The organism is Pseudoalteromonas sp. S8-8, assembly GCF_000497875.1.
GTDB lineage: Bacteria > Pseudomonadota > Gammaproteobacteria > Enterobacterales > Alteromonadaceae > Pseudoalteromonas > Pseudoalteromonas arctica.
This window is the reverse complement of record NZ_AUTR01000013.1, coordinates 1-19718: the sequence shown is the minus strand read 5'-3', so window position 1 is coordinate 19718 and position 19718 is coordinate 1. Positions and strand designations below refer to the sequence as shown.

Annotated in this window: 11 protein-coding genes; 4 read left to right on the top strand and 7 right to left on the bottom strand. The window is 40.5% G+C overall.

Annotation, left to right across the window (positions count from 1 at the left end; genetic code table 11):
- The first annotated feature begins 67 nt into the window (after positions 1–67).
- The 4 genes from L659_RS0103435 to L659_RS0103420 all read left to right on the top strand — a co-directional run bounded on the left by L659_RS0103435 (position 68) and on the right by L659_RS0103420 (position 7840).
- A complete protein-coding gene (locus tag L659_RS0103435; RefSeq protein ID WP_024589608.1) occupies positions 68–2071 on the top strand; it encodes a methyl-accepting chemotaxis protein in 2004 nt (667 codons plus the stop codon).
- A gap of 203 nt (positions 2072–2274) precedes the next feature.
- The gene (locus L659_RS0103430) at positions 2275–3168 is read left to right on the top strand and encodes a DUF4097 family beta strand repeat protein (protein ID WP_024589607.1); all 894 of its coding nucleotides are present in this window, start codon (positions 2275–2277) and stop codon (positions 3166–3168) included.
- A 222-nt stretch (positions 3169–3390) separates the two neighbouring features.
- On the top strand, positions 3391–5787 hold the full coding sequence (locus tag L659_RS0103425) for a PKD domain-containing protein (protein ID WP_024589606.1): 2397 nt from the start codon (positions 3391–3393) through the stop codon (positions 5785–5787).
- A gap of 163 nt (positions 5788–5950) precedes the next feature.
- Positions 5951–7840: a monovalent cation:proton antiporter-2 (CPA2) family protein gene (locus L659_RS0103420; RefSeq protein WP_024589605.1), complete on the top strand. Its 1890-nt coding sequence runs from the start codon at positions 5951–5953 to the stop codon at positions 7838–7840.
- A 119-nt stretch (positions 7841–7959) separates the two neighbouring features.
- Here the strand turns inward: L659_RS0103420 and L659_RS0103415 are convergent, their stop codons facing one another.
- The 7 genes from L659_RS0103415 to L659_RS0103385 form a co-directional block, all read right to left on the bottom strand.
- Positions 7960–9915 (bottom strand): ATP-dependent nuclease, encoded by a 1956-nt coding sequence (locus L659_RS0103415; RefSeq protein WP_024589604.1) that lies wholly within the window; start codon positions 9913–9915, stop codon positions 7960–7962.
- A gap of 288 nt (positions 9916–10203) precedes the next feature.
- On the bottom strand, positions 10204–10917 hold the full coding sequence (locus L659_RS0103410; RefSeq protein ID WP_024589603.1) for a hypothetical protein: 714 nt from the start codon (positions 10915–10917) through the stop codon (positions 10204–10206).
- 139 nt (positions 10918–11056) lie between these two features.
- Complete coding sequence (locus L659_RS0103405; protein WP_024589602.1) at positions 11057–12847, bottom strand: alkaline phosphatase; 1791 nt, start codon at positions 12845–12847, stop codon at positions 11057–11059.
- Between the two features lie 11 nt (positions 12848–12858).
- Positions 12859–14448, bottom strand: coding sequence for an alkaline phosphatase (locus L659_RS0103400; RefSeq protein ID WP_024589601.1), 1590 nt, complete (start codon positions 14446–14448; stop codon positions 12859–12861).
- A gap of 210 nt (positions 14449–14658) precedes the next feature.
- Positions 14659–17094: a TonB-dependent receptor gene (locus L659_RS0103395; RefSeq protein ID WP_024589600.1), complete on the bottom strand. Its 2436-nt coding sequence runs from the start codon at positions 17092–17094 to the stop codon at positions 14659–14661.
- A gap of 205 nt (positions 17095–17299) precedes the next feature.
- Positions 17300–19039 (bottom strand): solute:sodium symporter family transporter, encoded by a 1740-nt coding sequence (locus tag L659_RS0103390; RefSeq protein WP_024589599.1) that lies wholly within the window; start codon positions 19037–19039, stop codon positions 17300–17302.
- Between the two features lie 102 nt (positions 19040–19141).
- On the bottom strand, positions 19142–19718 hold a 577-nt coding region (locus tag L659_RS0103385), incomplete at its 5' end, for a TIM-barrel domain-containing protein (RefSeq protein ID WP_029769810.1).

The following is a 19718-nucleotide window of genomic DNA, read 5'->3' as shown; positions in this document are numbered from 1 at the left end:
AAAACAACTTAAAACGCCTATAATTAAACTAAGTACGCATAAATACCGTCTTTCTTTGGAGTGAAGTATGAGCTATAAAAACTGGTCAATATCAAAACAAATTGGTGCCCTAGCATTCACTTTAACGTTATGTATTTTTAGTTTAGTGGGACTATCTACCTATTTAATCTCGGCTAATACACTTTCTGAAAAAAGTGAAACTGCGATTAAGTCTGAAATAACCGCTATTTCAGATCTTTTAAAACTCCAATACGACAGCCTACTTGCAATAGCAAAACGCAATGCGACCGTATTTAAAGGTATGTACCCTGGTGAATTTAAAAAAAGCGATCAAAAAGTAATGGTCGTAGATACTATGGTTCCTATTCTTTTACATGATGGTGAACAGGTTAATAACAATATCGATATTGTTGAAAATTACGCTAAATTAACCGGAGGTAACGCCACGGTATTTATGCGAGATGGGGATGATTTTTTTCGTATTACTACCTCTTTAAAAAAGAGTGATGGGCAACGGGCTATTGGCACATACCTAGGAAAAAAACACCCAGGCTATCAGCCTCTTATGAACGGTCAAAGCTATGAAGGTTACGCTAAATTATTCGGCAACGAGTATATGACTGTTTACCAACCAATTAAAAATAAACAAAACCAAGTAATTGGTATTTTATACATAGGTTTTAATATAAACGATGCACTGGCATCGCTGAGAGAGTCTGTTAATAAAATAGTAATTGAAGAAAGCGGTAACTTATTTGTTTTCAGAAATACAAATGATGTAGTTATAGCGGGTAAAGAGGCCGCAGTTGACTCAAAAGTGAACTCCAAAGCACTTGATGGGCTTAATCTAGAGGCAATTAAAAAGGGTCTGTCATTAAAATACAATAGTGAAAATAACACCCCGATGTTTGCTTACAGTAAAACGGTACCTGGGTGGGATTGGACCTTACTTGGTCGTGTAAAAGAAAGCGAACTCACTGAAGAAAGCATAAAACTAATGGTAGTTAACAGCATAACGTCTGTTGGGGGGATCCTTGCTATCTCAATTTTACTTTTTTGGGTGCTAGTAAAAACACTTAAACCATTAAGACAGTTAACACGTAGCGTTGATGCATTAGGTAAAGGTGATTTGTCACAACATTTTTTAAATACCAACACAAATAGTGAAAATGAAATAGACCAAATTACCGCGAGTGTAAGCAGCATGTCGGTTGAACTCAAAAAACTAATACTCGCCTTACAAAACTCTGTAGTTGAGCTGGAAAAGCAAGCGGGCATCTCCAAAAAAATTGCACTCACTAACGGCAAAGAAGCACATGCAATGATGGGGCAAACAGATCTAATAGCCACCGCCATCGAAGAAATGTCAGTATCCATTAAAGATGTAGCCAATAACGCAAATGAAGGCGCTCAACGAACCCAACAAGTTGATGCAGAAGCTCAATTAGGTCGAACACAATTAACCCAAGTTGTTAATGATTTAATGCAACTAAGCCAACAGTTAAATGATAGCCATAACTCTGTAGAAAAAGTAAACACCGCGAGTAACGAAATAAGTAAAGTAACCGAAGTAATTAATGGGATTGCTGAGCAAACAAACTTACTAGCACTTAATGCAGCAATAGAAGCGGCAAGAGCTGGCGAACAAGGTAGAGGGTTTGCAGTTGTAGCCGATGAAGTTAGAACATTAGCGCAGCGCACTCAAAAATCAATTTTAGAAATTAGCCAAACAATTGAACAGCTACAAATACAAGTTACCGCCGCAACTAAACAAATGGAACAAAGCCGTCAGTTGGGTATTAAATCAGCTGAAGAGGGCGAAAAAACAGGAGAGCAACTTAACTTAATCACTCAAAGTATTGGTGATCTAACTCGCTCATCAAATAATATAGCTGAGGCAACAGATCAACAAAGCACCGTTGCAGCAGAGATTACTCAAAATTTACACTCTATAAGCCAACTCGCTAAAGAGGGTGAGTCTCGCACGCAAAGTACTGTAAATTCGGCAAGTGAACTAATGACATTAGCTGAAAAAATTAAGCAACAAATAAGCTACTTCAGAGCACATTAATACCACAGTTAAAGTTTCTAAATTAAACAAAGGATGCATCGCGCATCCTTTTTTATTAATAGTTAGTTACTTTAACCACTTATTAGTATTTCAACTTTCATAAAAAAACACCACCCTATATAAAACAATAACTTACATTTCGGCCTCATTTTTGCTCTATATTGTTTATATAAATACAAACAATAAATACCAAAGGACTAAACATGAGCTCATCAACACAATTAAGTATTGCAAAACCACTTTCACTTATTGGCGGCATTTTATTATTAAGTGGCTGTGTATTTCATATATCGCCAAGCGTTGCGTCGGTAAAACAAACTAAACAGCTATCACTGCCAAGTAATAATTTAGAATATTTAAATGTGTTAAGCGGCGCAGGTAGCCTTGAAATAAAAGGCTCAAAAACGGCCACCAGCATCAGTGTTGATGCCACTATTTACACAGCCGACATTGAAGACGAATACGAGCTAACGCTCGAGCAAGACGGTAAACAGGCAAAGCTTGTTGCCCAAAATAAAAGCCGTAATGGTATTAGCTTTTACAGTGGTCAATCTCCAAGTATTAATTTAGTGGTTACTGTGCCAAGTAATCTAAATTTAGATATTGATGATGGCTCTGGCGACATTTTAATAAATGCTATGCAAAGCAATATTGATGTAAAAGACGGCTCAGGAGATTTAACAATAAGCGGTGCTAAAAACCTAACTGTTGACGATGGCTCAGGTGAAGTAAACCTTGAAAACATCGCAGGTAATTTAGAACTAACCGACGGCTCTGGCAGTATTCATATAAACAACGTAACCGGCAATGCAACTATTGACGATGGTTCTGGCGAAATGCACGTGAGCAACATAAGCGGTTCGCTAAACGTTGAAGATGGATCGGGTGATATAACAATCAATAATATAAGCGGTGCTGTTAATGTTGATGATAACTCTGGCGACATGATCATTGAGCATATTGGCTCAAGCGTAACAATTGAAGACGGTTCGGGTGATATTCGCGTTAATCATGCAAAGGGGCTGACTATTACTGAGTCGGGCTCGGGCGATGTAAGTATCGATAATATTAGCGGTTCAGTAAAAGTAGCAGACTAACTTTATTTAAGCGTTATTCAACTGCCATTTAATATACTTTATGCCCTCTCAATCTGGGCATAAAGCACTCCTCTCAAAGTATAAGTTATTTAAAAGCAGCACTGTTTCACGTTAACTATTTCCTAAAATAATATAAAAAGTACTTATTTGATTTATTTTTTTGCTTTATAGCTAATTTCGGTACATATTAGTATTCGACTTTATTAAAAGGATATTAATACTATGAAATGGAAGCTCTTAATTCTAATCACGACTCTATTCACGCTTGTTGCATGTGGCTCTGGTGGTTCAGACTCCAAAACAGTAACTAAACCGCTCAGCACTAACACAAAGCCTGTTGCGGTTATCACCACCGAGCAATCGGGGTTTAAAGTAAATACCACCCTCGTTTTTAGCGCAGCACAAAGTAGCGACCCCGATGGCGATGCACTCACCTATCAATGGCAATTAACCAGCAAAAACGAACAAGTAGAAATACCGATTACGGTTAATAACGAAAGTACCGTTGAGTTTTCGGTATCTGAAGCACAAGAGTACCAATTAGTATTAACCGTGAGTGACGGCAAGCTTTCAAGCACACCTGCACAAAAACAACTCACCGTTACTGCAAATACCCAACTAATTGCTAACGCAGGTAGCACACAAACCGTTAAACAAGGTGATGTTGTGCTTTTAAATGGCGCGCAAAGTAGCACAACCAGCGGCGCCATTAATCAATACAAATGGCAATTTATTACCAAGCCCGTAGCAAGTAATGCAACGCTTGAAAATGCGACTCAAGTAAAAAGCCAGTTTGTTGCCGACGAAATAGGCGAGTTTAAAGTTGAGCTTACCGTTACTGATTCACAAGGTGATACGGCAAGCACTGTCGTACTCATAAAAAGTGAATCACTTAATTCTAACTCATCGCCACAAGCGGTTATAAACGTAGAAAATCAAACAATTGCCCCAAATGAAGTTGTTACACTTTATGGTAACCAAAGTACTGATCCCGATAAAAACGATACGCTTAGTTATGCCTGGGCAATTACATCAAAACCCCAGGGCAGCACGCCAGCTCTTTCAAACATGCAAAATCATACCGCTGGGTTTTCAGCGTCAACAGCTGGAGATTACACGCTTTCACTCACCGTTACCGATCAACAAAACGAAAGTGATACCGCATCAGTTACTTTAACTGTTACCACAAGTAATAAAGCCCCAGTTGCAACACTTGAATCCGAACGTGATATTACGTTAAACGAATCAACCACTTTGCAGTGCCAACAATGCAGCGACCCAGACGGAGATACGCTGAGTTATAACTGGCAGTTACAAGCCAAGCCTGTAAATAGTGCATCGCAACTGACTAACAACACATCAACAACGCCCTCTATTGTTGCCGATAAAGAAGGCGACTACGTTGTAGTGCTTACAGTGTCTGATGGGCAATTAAGCTCAAACCAAGCAACCTCAGTACTGCACGCCAGTAGTAATAAAAAGCCTATTACTTTGGTAACTTATGCAACCTCCATAACGGTTGATGAACAAGTTTTACTTGATGCCTCAACTAGTTACGATCCAGAGGGCCAGCCACTAAGCTACCAATGGGAAATCATTTCGTCGCAAGGCCAAGCAACGCTTAGCAGTAATACAATATCAAAACCAACGTTTAGCGCATCAGTAGAGGGACAAGTGGTTATTTCGTTACGCACTAACGATGGCGTGCAGTTCTCTGACACAAAAACCCTAACAATTGATGTAATACAAAACGCATTGCCAGTAATTAGCTTCACGGGGGAGCAATCACGCTACGATGTAGTGGGCAATGCAGTTACATTTGATGTAAGCCAAAGTTACGACCCAGAGGGAACCTCTCTCGATTACGCTTGGACGCTATCAGCCCCTTCAGGCTCGAGCACCGGTTTAAGCAATACAAACCAAAGTATTACCGAATTTATCGCCGATATGACAGGTAGTTACACGCTAACCGTTGTCGCAACTGATGCTGATGGCTTTTCAAAAAGTGTGCAATTTTCAATTACAGTAACTAACTCTGCACAACTTACCGGTCGCATTAAAGGACAACTCACTAATGTGCAAAAAGCGGCTATAAGCAATGCACAGCTAACAATTAATGGACAACAGTACAGCACCAACACAAATGGCTTTTTTGATGAAGAGGTTAATTTAGCGCAAGGTGAAAAAATAACGATAAAAACAGCAGATCAAAGGATTGCAGTTGGGGAATATAACTCTGTAGCAATTACGCAAAGCAACTTTACTGTGGATATAGGCCAAAATAGCATGCCCGTTTTACAAGCTGTTGAGGTTTCGGTATTTGTGTGTGCTGAGTTTTCAGGCCCCGACACAGTTAACCTACGCTTTAACATGGTAGATACACTTTTAGCGTCAGATAGCTTTCAATTTAGCTTTGATCAAACAAAACCACTTACTTTGCAAAAAAGCGGAAGCACTTACCTCGATAGCGAATTAGATATCGACCTACCTGCATCAGCCGAATTTGAAGTAACAGTAATTGAAACAAACGTTGAAAATACAATCAGCTCAAACATTACTATTTACCATTCTGATTCAGGCCAACCAAGCTCAGCAATTATAAGTATTTGTAATATTTAGCCCCCAAATAAGCCCTTTAACATAAGGTGCTATTTTTAGCCCAGTAGTTATAACCATTAGTGTTATAACTACTGATAAATAAGCAACTTTGAGCCATATAATCCATTGTATTTTATAAGCAGCTAAGCCATTCTAAAAGCCTTGATGTTATTAGGATAAACGCGTGTTAGAAATTGCTTTAATTTACTTAGCAGCAGCCATTGTAGCTGTCCCCATTGCAAAACGAGTCGGACTGGGCTCAGTGTTAGGTTATTTAATTGCCGGCATACTCATTGGCCCTTATGCGCTGGGTGTTGTGGGCGATCAAACCGATGTAATGCACTTCGCTGAATTTGGCGTAGTAATGATGCTGTTTTTAGTGGGCCTTGAGCTACAACCTTCGCGTTTATGGACATTACGCCACTCTATTTTAGGGCTTGGCGGCTTACAGGTTGTGTTATCGGCAGCGGCTATATTTGCATTTTGTTATTGGTTTTTTGCCATGCATTGGCAAACCGCACTCGCCATTGGTTTAATGCTCGCGCTCTGCTCTACCGCTATTGTACTGCAAAGCCTTGAAGAAAAAGGTTGGCTAAAGCAAGAAGCCGGACAAAACGCTTTTTCGGTATTGCTGTTTCAAGACATCGCAATTATCCCTATTTTAGCCCTATTGCCACTGCTCGCATTTGCCCCGCAAACTAGCACAAAAGAAATCAGCGATTCGATTATTGCAAGCTGGCCTGTATGGCAACAAGTATGTGTATCGGTTGCGGTTATTGCCGCTATTATTGCCGGCGGTAAATATGTATCGGCGCCGTTATTTAGATACATTGCCCAAACGCACATGCGTGAAATATTTACTATTTTTGCACTGTTTTTAGTGGTCGCTATTGCACTGGTTATGCAAAGTATTGGTTTATCGCCTGCATTGGGAACTTTTTTAGCAGGCGTTGTACTTGCCGAGAGTGAATTTAGACACGAATTAGAAGCCGATATAGAACCCTTTAAAGGCTTACTTTTAGGATTGTTTTTTATAACTGTTGGCGCATCAATTAACTTTGAACTGCTATTTAACGAGTTTAGTACTGTTATTGGCTTAGTGGTTTTACTTATTGTAGTTAAAGCCTGCATTTTATTTGCCCTTGCCGTTACCTTTAAAATTAACAGTAAACAGCAGTTATTATTTGCCTTAGCGCTTGCCCAAGGGGGTGAGTTTGCCTTTGTACTTTTAAGCGTAACCACCACCTTAAGTATTTTAACGCCCGAGCAAACCAGCCTTGTTACCTTAGTTGTAGCGGTATCAATGCTAATAGCGCCGTTACTACTTATGGTTTATGAGCAAATACAAAAACGCAGCAGCAGTGCTCCGCCTGAGTTTGATAAGCCAGAGCAAATTAGCACCGCTAAGCACGTAATTATTGCGGGCTACGGACGTTTTGGCCAAATTATGGGGCGTTTACTGCACGCGCAAGGCTACGAAATTACCGTACTTGATCACAGCCCTAGCCAAATAGAATTACTACGCCGTTTTGGCAATACTGTATTTTATGGCGATGCAGCACGCCAAGAACTCCTTGAAGCCGCAGGCGCGCACACAGCGCAAATGCTAGTAATTGCAATTGATAACCCCGATAAAACCATTGAGATAATTAAACTAGCGCATAAAAACTACCCGCAACTTAAAATTGTTGCTCGCGCAATCGACCGCCGCCATGCGTATCAGTTACTTAATTTAAAAGTAGATGCGTTTAACCGCGAAACAGTCGACTCAGCTATTAACCTTGCCGTAGAAGCACTCGAGTTACTAGGTAACACTAAACAAGATGCAGAGCGCGCAGGTAAGCTGTTTAGAGACCACGACCGCGCTGCAGTACTGCAACTTGCAGAGCTGTGGGGCGACGACGCCAGCTACGGCGTAGCCGTGCGCCAACGTATGGAAGATTTAAAACAAGTGCTGCAACAAGATAAACAAGCACAAAGCGATTTAAATACCTGCGACAGCGGCGATTGCGAAAACGGTTTAACAGAAGTAGCGAGTAAACCTAAAAAGCCTGATGATGCTCATCTTGAGTAGTGTCTAAAAACTGATATGTGTTATTGACGTGAGTTAATAGCACCGCTCAGAATGAAATATGGTTGTCTAAAATTAATGATGATGAAATAGAACCTACGTTTTTCAATTTAGAGAATACGTTATCTGCCATCTATGAAATTAGCTAGTTGCTGCCAAGAATCTATATGAATTGAGTTATCATAATAATTAAGTAAATACTCAAATACTGACAATGGCGTGTAATCAATATCCAACCCAAAGTGCTCAAAAATCTTATTGGTTATTTCAGATAAATCATTTTTTCCCATCATATGCGTGCAACAATTTCTTTGTAATAAAGGTCTTGCATAGCTTTGATAGTTAATTAGATGGTTTTGAACTCCGCCAGGAAATAAATTATTAATACCAACACAGGAGCTCCACTTCTGATTTCTATTTAAAATTTGGCCTGATATTTTTCTTTGCAGCTCCTCATTTTCATTAAGTAAGCCTAATGTTTCTATACAGTGTTGATTTACAATTCGAGTAACTTCTTGGCTCACAACTCCGATTTCTATGTTAGCTCCATTTTCAAGCAGCGCCCTATGAATTAATTCACAAAATGCGTTTATATTTGAAAGTATAGATGCCTCAATCGTGTACTCACCCCAAATGAATGAAGGCAAACTAACCCTCTGATTTAATTGTAAATGCAAGTTTTCCCTCTGACTTTGAGTCATATAATCAGCATCAATAACTGAAATTGTTTTACTCCACAAATCATGACCATTTGCAATAATCTGGAAAAAGCCTTTGTAGTGGTTTATGCACTCGATGAATGTATCTAAACCATTTAAAGACCAAAATACGTAATCATCTAAAGACTTATTTCTTACCTTTTCATATATATTCCTAATAAAAAGGGCATCATCTTCACCTTCCACAAAAACAATTTTTTTTGCCTCTAAACAGTCTAGGATATCTAGTGAATCACTGTTACCTAATGCCTTAATAACTTTAGATTTTCCAGATGGTTGAATACCGACTTTTAAACTTTCAGGATTGCTATCATTAATGGGCTTAATTTCTAAAGTATTTAAACCATCACCAGAATCACTAATATGAAATATATTTTTAGGTTTGGTAGCTCGAATCAAGCTTTCATTATGTGTGGTAAGAAAAACTTGTGCCTTCAATGCATTACGAACCAATACATCAATAAGTCTTTTTTGAATATCTCTATGAATGTGCGAATCAGGTTCATCTAACATAATTAAATTCAGGTCAGATCTTTCTTCATAAATAGCTAACATCAGCTCTATTATTTGTAATGTCCCACTACCAAGTAAAGAAATATCTTTTGCCGTACTTTGATTTCCAAAATACACATTCACATTTACTTTAACGTCTTGATTTATGTCACCAACAACTTCAAATACAACACTATGTTGAGATTCAAACAAAATATATGAAACGTCATTTTCAAAATCTTTATAATTAGGATATGGCGTTAATTTAGCAATTCGATTTCTTAATACTAAAAATGATTTTCTCGATAGTATCTGTTGGTTAACTTGCGGATGTGTAACATATTTTTCATCTGAAACTAGTGTAGCAACAGGCGAAGCATAGATTGCTGTAAAAGGAGTCGGCAAATTTAGATTAGAATTAAAGGTCGGAAAATCGAATTCATCATGCCGATCAAGATAAATTAGATAATTCCCACCATTCGCTGACTTTATACGAATAGGAATTTTTAACTCAAAATTATCACCAACAAGCTTTACAGAAATTACAATTTGATTAGTTACATCCATCTCATAAAAAATATCTTCATACCTAGAAGTTCTAACAGATGTAATAGAACGATGATCAATATAATTATTGTTTTTCTTGCCTAATCGAAAATCACCTTTTCTTATATCATTTTTGGAGTCTGCTTTTTGTGCTTTAGTTATTAATGCTCTGAAACATTCATTCCATAGAGCTAGCGCCTCAAGAACTGTTGTTTTTCCCGCATTATTTGTACCAGTGAAAACGTTTAATTCATTATTTAAATGAATTTTAACCTTTCTCAGAGTTTTAAAATTATCGATATATATTTCACTAAAGTACATAAATTTCCATTTGTAGCGCTGAGAGTATTTTTAGTCGTAGAACAACAGGACATTTTCTTACTTCCACAAAACGTCCCTATTGTGTGAACTTCTATTAATATCAAATAGTATAAGTTAATACCAACTATAAATATTATGCGGCTGATAGTGTGTGTTTTATAAAAATAGGGAAGCGTTTGTTGTATTACTTGGTTGGGAATGGCTTAAATTAATCTACTTTTGAATACTAACTTGTAGCTCATAGCCGCCTGTCATTCTTTCAGCTATGAGCTACAACATTTAAAAAACCTAGTGGTGATGTCCGCCTTGAATAGCCTCGCCCTGCTGGTTATAAAAGCCAGTTGCGCCGTGCTCTATAAAACCAAGGTTTATCATTTTAGCTAAAAATGGGTCGCCTTCGTTATCGCCAATGTCGGCGTAGTCGGTGGTTTGAAAGCGATCCCACTGTGCAAATTGAGCACTAATTAATGGCTCATTAGTGTTTACATTATTAAGGCTTAGCAATGTACTTGTTTGGCTTTTTTTATTACTAATACTAAATGTTTTAACTAATTTTGAATGCGTAATAAAGGCAAGGTTAAAGTCGTTGCCATTTTCGCTCAGTGTATAGTTTTTTACTTCATCGCAGCCTTTGCCTTGTGTGCTTACTAAGGTCATTTTTTCGATTAAGTGGTTATCCACCAGCTGACTTTTAGCACTCCAATTTTGTACGCCGCGTACCTCAGATGGTTGATATTCAATACCGCGTTGCTGGGCATTAAAATAACGTATTGGTCGTATTTGATTATTGGCTAAGTGCTGCCAAAGCTCGGTTATTACTTCACTTTGATGCGCTACTTGCTGGTTGTTTCGCCAAAGGGTAAGTGACTCGCTACTTTGCTGCGCTTTATGGCTGTTGGTAATTTTATAATCCGCTTTTAATTGCTTGGCATCAATATCACATTGCGAGGCAAAGCTACTTGTACTTACAAGCGTGGCAATTATTAATAACGCTTTTTTCATTTAGCTATCTCTTATTTATATTTCAAGTTTATGGCAATAACATAACGATTATAAATGTCAGTTTAATGACAAAAACCCCGCACAGTAGGCGGGGTTTTTTATTTAGATATATTTAACTAAATTTATAACTAGGCGGTATTTATTGCGCTAGTTTTTCGTCTGCTGTTTTTACAAAGTCAGCGGCAAAGTCCATTACATGGAATAAAAAGCTTTGCTCGTTTGTGCCTGTTACCAAGTGTGCACCTGGCCCCATTGCATAAACGCCTACGTCTTCACCGGCATGTGTTTCTGAGCCCATTGGTACCAGTGCTTCTTGATGAAAACCAGGTGTTGTTGTATCAACATCAGTTAAATCAACACGCCCTGTAACAGGTGCAAACGCGTAACCTGCATCGGCATCAGTCTCGCTACCTAGGTTTCTAAAACCACCACCATTGGTGTAACCAACCGTTGTATAAGGCATATCGTCGGCAGCTAAGCTTGGCTCAGTAGCGCCTACTGCAACCACTTTACCTAAAATTGGGTTACCGCGTTTAGGGTAACCGGCAATGGTAAATACATGGCTGTGATCGGCAGTTACAACTATTAATGTTTCTTCTGGGTTGGTGTTTTCCATCGCCACTTTAACGGCTTTGGCAAGCTCAATAGTGTCGTTTAACGCGTTATAAGCGTTACCCGCATGATGCGCGTGGTCAATTCGACCCGACTCAACCGTTAAGAAAAAACCTTGCTCGTTGTTATCAAGCACGTTTATTGCTTTTTCGGTCATTTGTGAAAGCGAAGGTTCGCCTGCAACATCGTTTGCGCGGTCAGCTTCGTACTGCATGTGGGACTCGTTAAATAAGCCAAACACTTTAGTGGCATCGTCACTTATTGCATCAAAACCGGTTTGATCCATTACGTAAGTGCCATTTGGATATTGCGTTTTCCACTCTGCGGTTAAGTCGCGGTTATCTGTTCGATCCCCTTCAACAGCGCTTACTGCATCGGCTGAATTAAACGCGGCATCTTTTGGTAAAAAGTGACGACGACCGCCGCCCATTACTACGTCAATACCGTCTACATCAACACCACTAAAGCGTGCTTCTAAGTTGGCTTCAAAGTTAACCAGTTGCGATGCAATGTCTTCACACGTTGCAGCACTTTCTGGCATATCGGAGATATCTTCCCAGTTACGCTCTGCCGATTTAGCATACGTTGCAGCTGGTGTTGCGTGAGTAATACGCGCTGTAGAAATAATCCCTGTTGCTTTGCCTGCAATTTCAGCAAGCTCTAACGAGGTAACAAGTTCGTGCCCTTTGCCTGATGCACAATTACCACGCTCAACCGCTTCATCAATACCAATAACGCCTGCGTCGGTTTTAACACCCGATGCCATTGCGGTCATAGTGCCTGCCGAATCTGGCGTTTGCGCATCTACGTTGTATGTTTTTACAAAGCCTGAAAAAGGCATAGTTTCAAAGCTTAACTGGTGATCTTCACCCATTTCGCCCTCTAACTGACCCGCTAAAATACGTGCTGCGGTTATGGTAGAAATACCCATACCATCGCCCACAAATAAAATTACGTTTTTAGCTTTGCCTGATTCAGTAACAATATTGCTACTGGCTGTTTGTGCAGCACCTAATTTTGTTTGTGCTTCACTAAACCACGTATTGCTAGTGAGCGAGGCTAACTGCTCGCTTGTTAACGACGTTGCAGGTGCATTACACACTAAATTAGTTGAGTTAACTTCGTCGCTGTCTAGCACGTCGTTATTATTGGTATCTGTGCCTACTTGCGTCTCTACACCGCCATTAATGCACTGCTCAGAGCCTACTGCAATAGCGTTATCTACTGCGATAATATTGTTTTCATTTTTGTTATCGTCACTCGAGCAACCTGCTAGCGCGACCATTACTGCCAAAGAAAGTACCGTTAATTTGTTCATGTTAGCCGCCATTATTGCTGAGTTAGTTCAAGAGCTTGATTAATTAAATGAAATACAACGTTTTGTTCAATTACGCCCTGTGCTAGCTGAGCACCAGGACCTTTAGCATGTAAAGATATGTCTTCACCTGCGTGTGTTTCTGAACCCATTGGTACAGTTGCTTCTTGATGAAAGCCTGGGGTTGTTGTATCAACGCCATTTAGCTCAACACGCCCTGCTACAGCAGCACTTGTGTAACTTGCATCGGCATCGGTCTCACTGCCTAGATTTCTAAAACCTAAGCCATTTGCGTAACCTACGGTGGTGTACGGCATATCGTCGGCGGCTAGGCTTGGTGTTGTTGCACCTACTGCAACTACTTGACCTAATATTGGATTACCACGCTTAGGGTAGCCTGCAATAGTAAATACATGGCTGTGATCGGCGGTTACTAAAATAAGGGTTTCTTCTGGATTGGTGTTATCTACCGCTGCTTGCACGGCTTTAGCAAACTCAATGGTGTCGTTAAGCGCGTTGTATGCATTACCCGCGTGGTGCGCGTGGTCAATTCGACCCGACTCAACCGTTAAGAAAAATCCGTTATCGTTTTTACCAAGCACTTCAATTGCTTTAGTGGTCATATCGGTAAGTGAAGGCTCGCCCGCTACATCGTTTGCGCGGTCAGCTTCGTACTGCATGTGGGATTCGTTAAATAAACCAAATACTTTAGTGGCGTCGTCTGCTATTGCATCAAAGCCTGTTTGATCCATCACGTACGTAGCATCTGGGTATTGTGTTTGCCACTCAGTCACTAGGTTGCGCTCGTCTGTACGGTCGCCTTCTATAGAACTTACTGCATCTGTTGAGTTAGCTGTTTCGTCTTTTGGTAAAAAGTGACGACGACCGCCACCCATTACAAAATCAAGGCCGTCTACGTCGGTACCTACAAATCGTGCTTCTAGGTTTTTTTCAAAGTTAACCAGTTGCGATGCAATGTCTTCACAGCCACCTGTTACTGCATCTTCTGGCATATCTGATACGTCTTCCCAGTTACGGTCAGCCGATTTAGCATACGTTGCAGCAGGGGTTGCATGAGTAATACGTGCTGTAGAAATAATACCGGTAGATAGCCCTTTAATTTCAGCCAATTCGGTCGCGGTAATTAGCTCGTTACCTGCTACTGTTGAACACACGCCGCGTTCAATATCTTCGTCTACACCAATAACGCCCACATCGGTTTTTACACCCGAAATAATAGCCGTCATCGTGCCTGCTGAATCGGGCGTTTGAGCATCTACGTTATATGTTTTAACTTGTGCAGAGTATGGGAACTCTTCAAAGCTTAAATAACCTTCTTCGCCAGATTGGTTATTACGCTGCCCTTGTAAAATACGCGCAGCGGTAAGAGTAGATATACCCATGCCATCGCCCACAAATAAAATGACGTTTTTAGCTTTAGTGGCTTGTGTAGCCTGCGCTTGTGCTGTTTTTGTTGTTAGTTTAGTTTGCGCAGCGCTATACCAGCTGCTGTCTTTTTGGCTTTGCGGTAGTACATCAGCATGGCTAACTGCGCTAAACGCAAATGTTAGCGCGATTGCTGCAGCGACTTTTTTAATTTTCATCCGTAATTCCCATTGTTTAGTGGTTATTTTTTGAAATGTGTAAACACAAAAAAGATCAACCGCTGCACTATAGAAAACAGATGTGACTGATAAAGGTAATTTTGATGAAAGTAAGATGACTAAACTATTACAAAAATAAGTCACAAAAAAAGCGCAACGTGTTAAACGTTGCGCTTCTAAGGGAAATTATTGAGGGAATTATTGAGGGAATTAAAAACGTGCTTTAAACGATACCCCAAAGTAGCGCTCTGCATCGCGCGGTATTTGGTAACGGAAGTTATCGCCACTGTAGGTAGTTACGTAGCTTTCGTCGGTTAAGTTTTTAGCAATAAGCGATACTCTAAACGCGTCATCTTTAAACGATAAACCCACACTTGCATTTAAAATACCGTAATCTGGTAATAAAGCAGCTGGATTAAATTCGCCTACGTTGTCTGGTAGGTCTGAGTATTGCTCATCGGTGTAAATGTATGAGCTGTTTATGTGTACGTTAAAACCATGGTCGGTTTCAATAAAGTAATCAGCCGTTAGTGAATATTTAAGATCTGGCGAAAATGGGACATCTAAACCTGAGCGGTCAGTACACGAGCCAGCGGCTACCTCTGCCGGACAATTAAACTCGTCAATTTCAGCTTTAATGTAAGCAACACCACCGGTAAGCGTTAGCGACTCTGTTGCAGCCCACATAAAGTCAACTTCAACACCTTGTGTACTTACGTCGCCCGCATTGGTTAAGCGGGTAATACAGGTGCCGTCTGAACAGTCAAAGTTGTTAGCTTGAAAGCCTTCAATTTCGGTTCTGAAAAGAGCCATGTTAAATACAAATTCGCGGCTTGCGTATTTGTAGCCTATTTCATAAGCGTCTGACTCTTCAGGTGCTATTTCGCGGCTGTCGTTATCTGGATTAAAGTTATAATAAATATTAAAACCAGGGCCTTTGTAACCTTGCGAGTAAGTGCCGTATACCATTTGGCCATCGCCTAAATCGTATTGCATACCTAAACGACCCGATACGTTGGTTTCTTCGGCTTTGCCTTCATCATCTGTATTAAGTGTTGCTGGGCGCACGCCTACACCGGTGCGGCCATATACATCGTTACTTACACGGCGATGCGTGTAAGACACTTCATCGTCGGTGTAACGAATACCAAATAAAACGCGTAAATCTTCAGATAAATCGTAGGTACCATCGGCAAAGGCTGCCCAGTTATTAAATTCTGTGCTCATAAAAGCGGTGGCCGATACAATATCGTTTGCGTTACAGCTAATGCCTAGGCCTTGTGTGTAACCTTCTAAATCAGCAAGTGCTGTATCAAGCTCAGCGCCCGATAAGTTATTTTGCGCGTAAAAAGCCATTGCGCTATCAAGCTGGCCAGCATTATTTTGGCAACTTGCATCGCGAGTAAAGTTACGTTGTGAATCCATGTTCCAATAAAATAAGCCGGCAACATAATTAAATGGCCCAGCTAGGTTTGATGTAACTCTAAACTCTTGTGAAAACTGATCCCATTGCTGTGCACCAATATCATGTAACTGAAACGGCGCGCCAAATACCGGCTCACTGCTGTCGCCAGCAATAGAGGTAAAGTCGCCTTCGCGGTATTCTGTGTTATCCCATGAACGCTGTGCAGTAATTGAAGTATACGTATAGTCGCCAATTGTTTTATCAACTTGCACCGAAAATGCGCTATGTTCGTCAATTGTGCGCGACTCGTAGTCATGGTCAACTTTGCGCTGGTCTAGGTCAATATCGGCTACACCATCCACAATGCCGTTACTGTTTGGCGCTGCTTTTGAATCAGGATTACGACCACTTGGCAGGGCTTCTAAATCGGCACAACAGTCGTCATCTGCGTTATAAAACTCAGCTATAAATTTTACGCTTAAGTCGTCCTCTGGCTCATATTTAAATACAGCACGTGCACCTTCGCGGTCATAACCGTTTACTTTTTCGTTGTTGTAAACGTTATCAATGTAACCGTCAAACTTGCCTTTAAATACCGTTAAGCTAGCGGCTAAATCGTCGGTTAAACCGCCGCTTATAACACCTTTAAAACGGTATTCGTTATCTTGATAAAACGAGGTTTCTACGCTGCCGGTTGTGTCGTACGACGGATCTTTAGTGGTAATATTTACCACACCTGCTGAGGCGTTTTTGCCAAATAACGTACCTTGTGGCCCGCGTAATACCTCAATGCGGTCTACGTCGTATAAATCGGCAAATGCTTGACCCGAGCGGCCAAGTACCACGCCATCAACAACAGTTGCCACACTTGGTTCGGCAGCAATACTAAATGAAATAGTACCAATACCGCGCACTGTTAGCGCTGAGTTACGTGTTGTGGTGCCTTTTCTAAAGCTAACCGAAGGAACAAGTGACTGTAAGCCTTCCATGTTATTAGCAAAAGCTGAATTAATTTGATCGCTATTAAGCACCGATACCGCAACAGGTACTTCGTTTAAACTTTGCGTTCTTTTTTGTGAAGTAACGACTATTTTTTCAAATGTATCGTTTTTAGCTGTTTCTGTTTTTTGTTGTTCTTGTTCGGTTTGCTCTTGCTGTGCATGTACCTGCGCGCTAAGCGCTAAACCGGTTGTCATTGCTAACGTGACTGCCAAGCTTAAGACGGACTTTTTAGCTCTCATGTCATTCTCCATATTGTGCGTGTGCTGTGTGGTACCGCGCTAGCAATTGTGTGAGTTGCTAAAAAGCGGTGTCAGTGTGTGATGCTTTCCTTAAAGCTCTTATATCTTATATAAGAGCTTTAAATTTAAACAAACTATCTTACTAATGCAAACATTATGTGAATTAAATGTGATTTAAGTTTGGTATACAGAATATAGCCGCACGTTATGCGGCGTTTTTAGCCCCAATACGCGCCAAGCTATTTTCGTAACGAACCTGCCAACGACGTACACTCCACCAGCTAAGCACTAAAACAGTAGACCAAACAGCAACTAAACTTGGTACAAAGTACACACTGGTTCCACCCACTAATCCGAGCGGCGAAAACAATATATACAAGCTAACAATCAAGCCTACTAATACAATTGCGCAAGGTAATGCGTATTTCCAAGGATTAAGGTCTACCTCGGCTTTGCGTGTAAATTGCCATGGTGTTTTAAGTGGTTTGTAGTAACCAATACCCAGCATTATTGCCAATTCAATTAAGAACAAAATGGCGTAAATATGAATAAAGTTAATGTCTACATCCCATACAAATTTAAGCAAGGTGTAGGCAATAATATGGAATATAATCGCGACTTTAGCGCCCAGTGCAGGCACTTTTCGAGTAAATAAACCAACCAATACAATTGTGATGACCGGAATGTTGTAGAAACCTGTAAACACACGAATAATGTGCCATAAACCTTCAGGCGCAAACATCAATAATGGCGCAGTTATAAACGACAATATGGCAATAACAATACTGGTAATTTTGGCTACTTTTATAAGTTGGCCGTCTGTTACTTTATTTTTTTTCATTGGCTTATAAACGTCTAAGCAAAATAAGGTCGCCGCGCTATTGAGCAATGAATTAAATGAGCTAAATACAGCACCTAGCAATACGGCCAAAAAGAAGCCAGATAAATACTGTGGAAGTACTTCTTTTACCAAATGTGGGTAAGCTAAATCGATAGTTGGCAGGCTTTCGTGTTTATAAAGATGGTAAGCAATAACGCCTGGGATCATCATCATAAACGGTACTAGCACTTTAAAGTACCCTGAAAACAACACCCCTTTTTGACCTTCAACTAAGTTTTTAGCGCCCAATGTACGCTGGATCACATACTGATTAGTGCCCCAATAAAACAAATTAGCTAAGATCATCCCTGTAAAAATAGTGCCAAATGGCACGGGATCATCGCTACTACCAATAGCATTGAGCTTTTCTGTGTCGGTGTTTACTAGGGTGCTTAACCCTTCTGAAAAACTACCATCACCCAATGCAATTAAGCCCAGTGTTGGCACTAAAATACCAATAATTAATAACCCAACACCGTTAATGGTATCTGATACCGCAACCGCCTTTAAACCACCAAATACAGCATAAATAGCCCCAACTGAACCCACTGTAATAATGGTCACAATTAGGCTTGCTTGGTAGCTCATATTTAATAAGGTGGGTACATCAAAAAGTCTAAGTACGGCAATTGATCCTGAGTACAAAACAGAAGGGATCGTTATAAAACAATACCCTACCATAAATAAGATCACCGTCATGCGTCGTACGGTATCGTCAAAACGATCCCGTAAAAATTCAGGTAAGGTAGAAAACGCGCCCGCTAAATAACGAGGCAAAAAGATCAACGCCATAATAATGGTTGAGATCCCTGCGGTTACTTCCCACGCCATTGAGCTTAGGTTGTAACCATAAGCTGAGCCATTAAGGCCAATTAGTTGCTCGGCCGATAAGTTAGTGAGGATCATCGACCCTGCTATAAATGTACCTGTTAACCCACGACCCGCTAAAAAGTAGCCATCTTGGGTGTTAACTTCCCCTTTGGTTTTTTGGTACGAGATATATCCCACCAGCGCCATAAACGCCAAGCACGATAGCAGTGTCATGGTAATGTTCATACCTTCCATCTTGCGCCCCTTTTAGCTTACTTTACTCGGTAAAAAGTAAGCTAATATCTTTATTATTGTGTGTTGTATATGTGTTGTGTGTGTTTTTTATTAAGCCGAGTTTTATTTAGGCCATGCTGTTAATTGGCTCATGTCTTGTTCTGTGTGTTGAACCTCTGGGCCAAGCATTAGGCTGTCGCCTTCGCGTACAAATACTGCCATTTCTTCAAGTGCGAGTGTGTGCTCGTAGTACTTACTCCCTTCGTAAATTTGTTTATCGGGGAAGCGAATCCAATTGCCTTGCGGTAAATAAAACTTAACTTTACCGTTTGGTACTACACACGGCACAACCAGTAATTTTTCACCGCACATAAATTGCTGATCAAAACTATGTGCCAGTACATCATCAGGAAATGCCAATGCCATGGCACGCTGAATCGGCAAGCCTGTTTGCTGCGCTTGCTCTGCACATGTTTGTAAGTACGGAATTAACTGGTAGCGTAATTTAAGTGCTGCAAATACCGCATCACTTGCTTGCTCGGTGTAAGACCACGGTTCGCGAGGACCAATACCGTGTAAGCGCATATGTGCGCTAAATACCGACGCTTGTGCCCAGCGCACGTAAAGTTCTGCGTCGCGGGTGTCTTTGTAAAAACCACCAATGTCAGTTGCAAAAAATGGCCCACCCGACATACCCCAC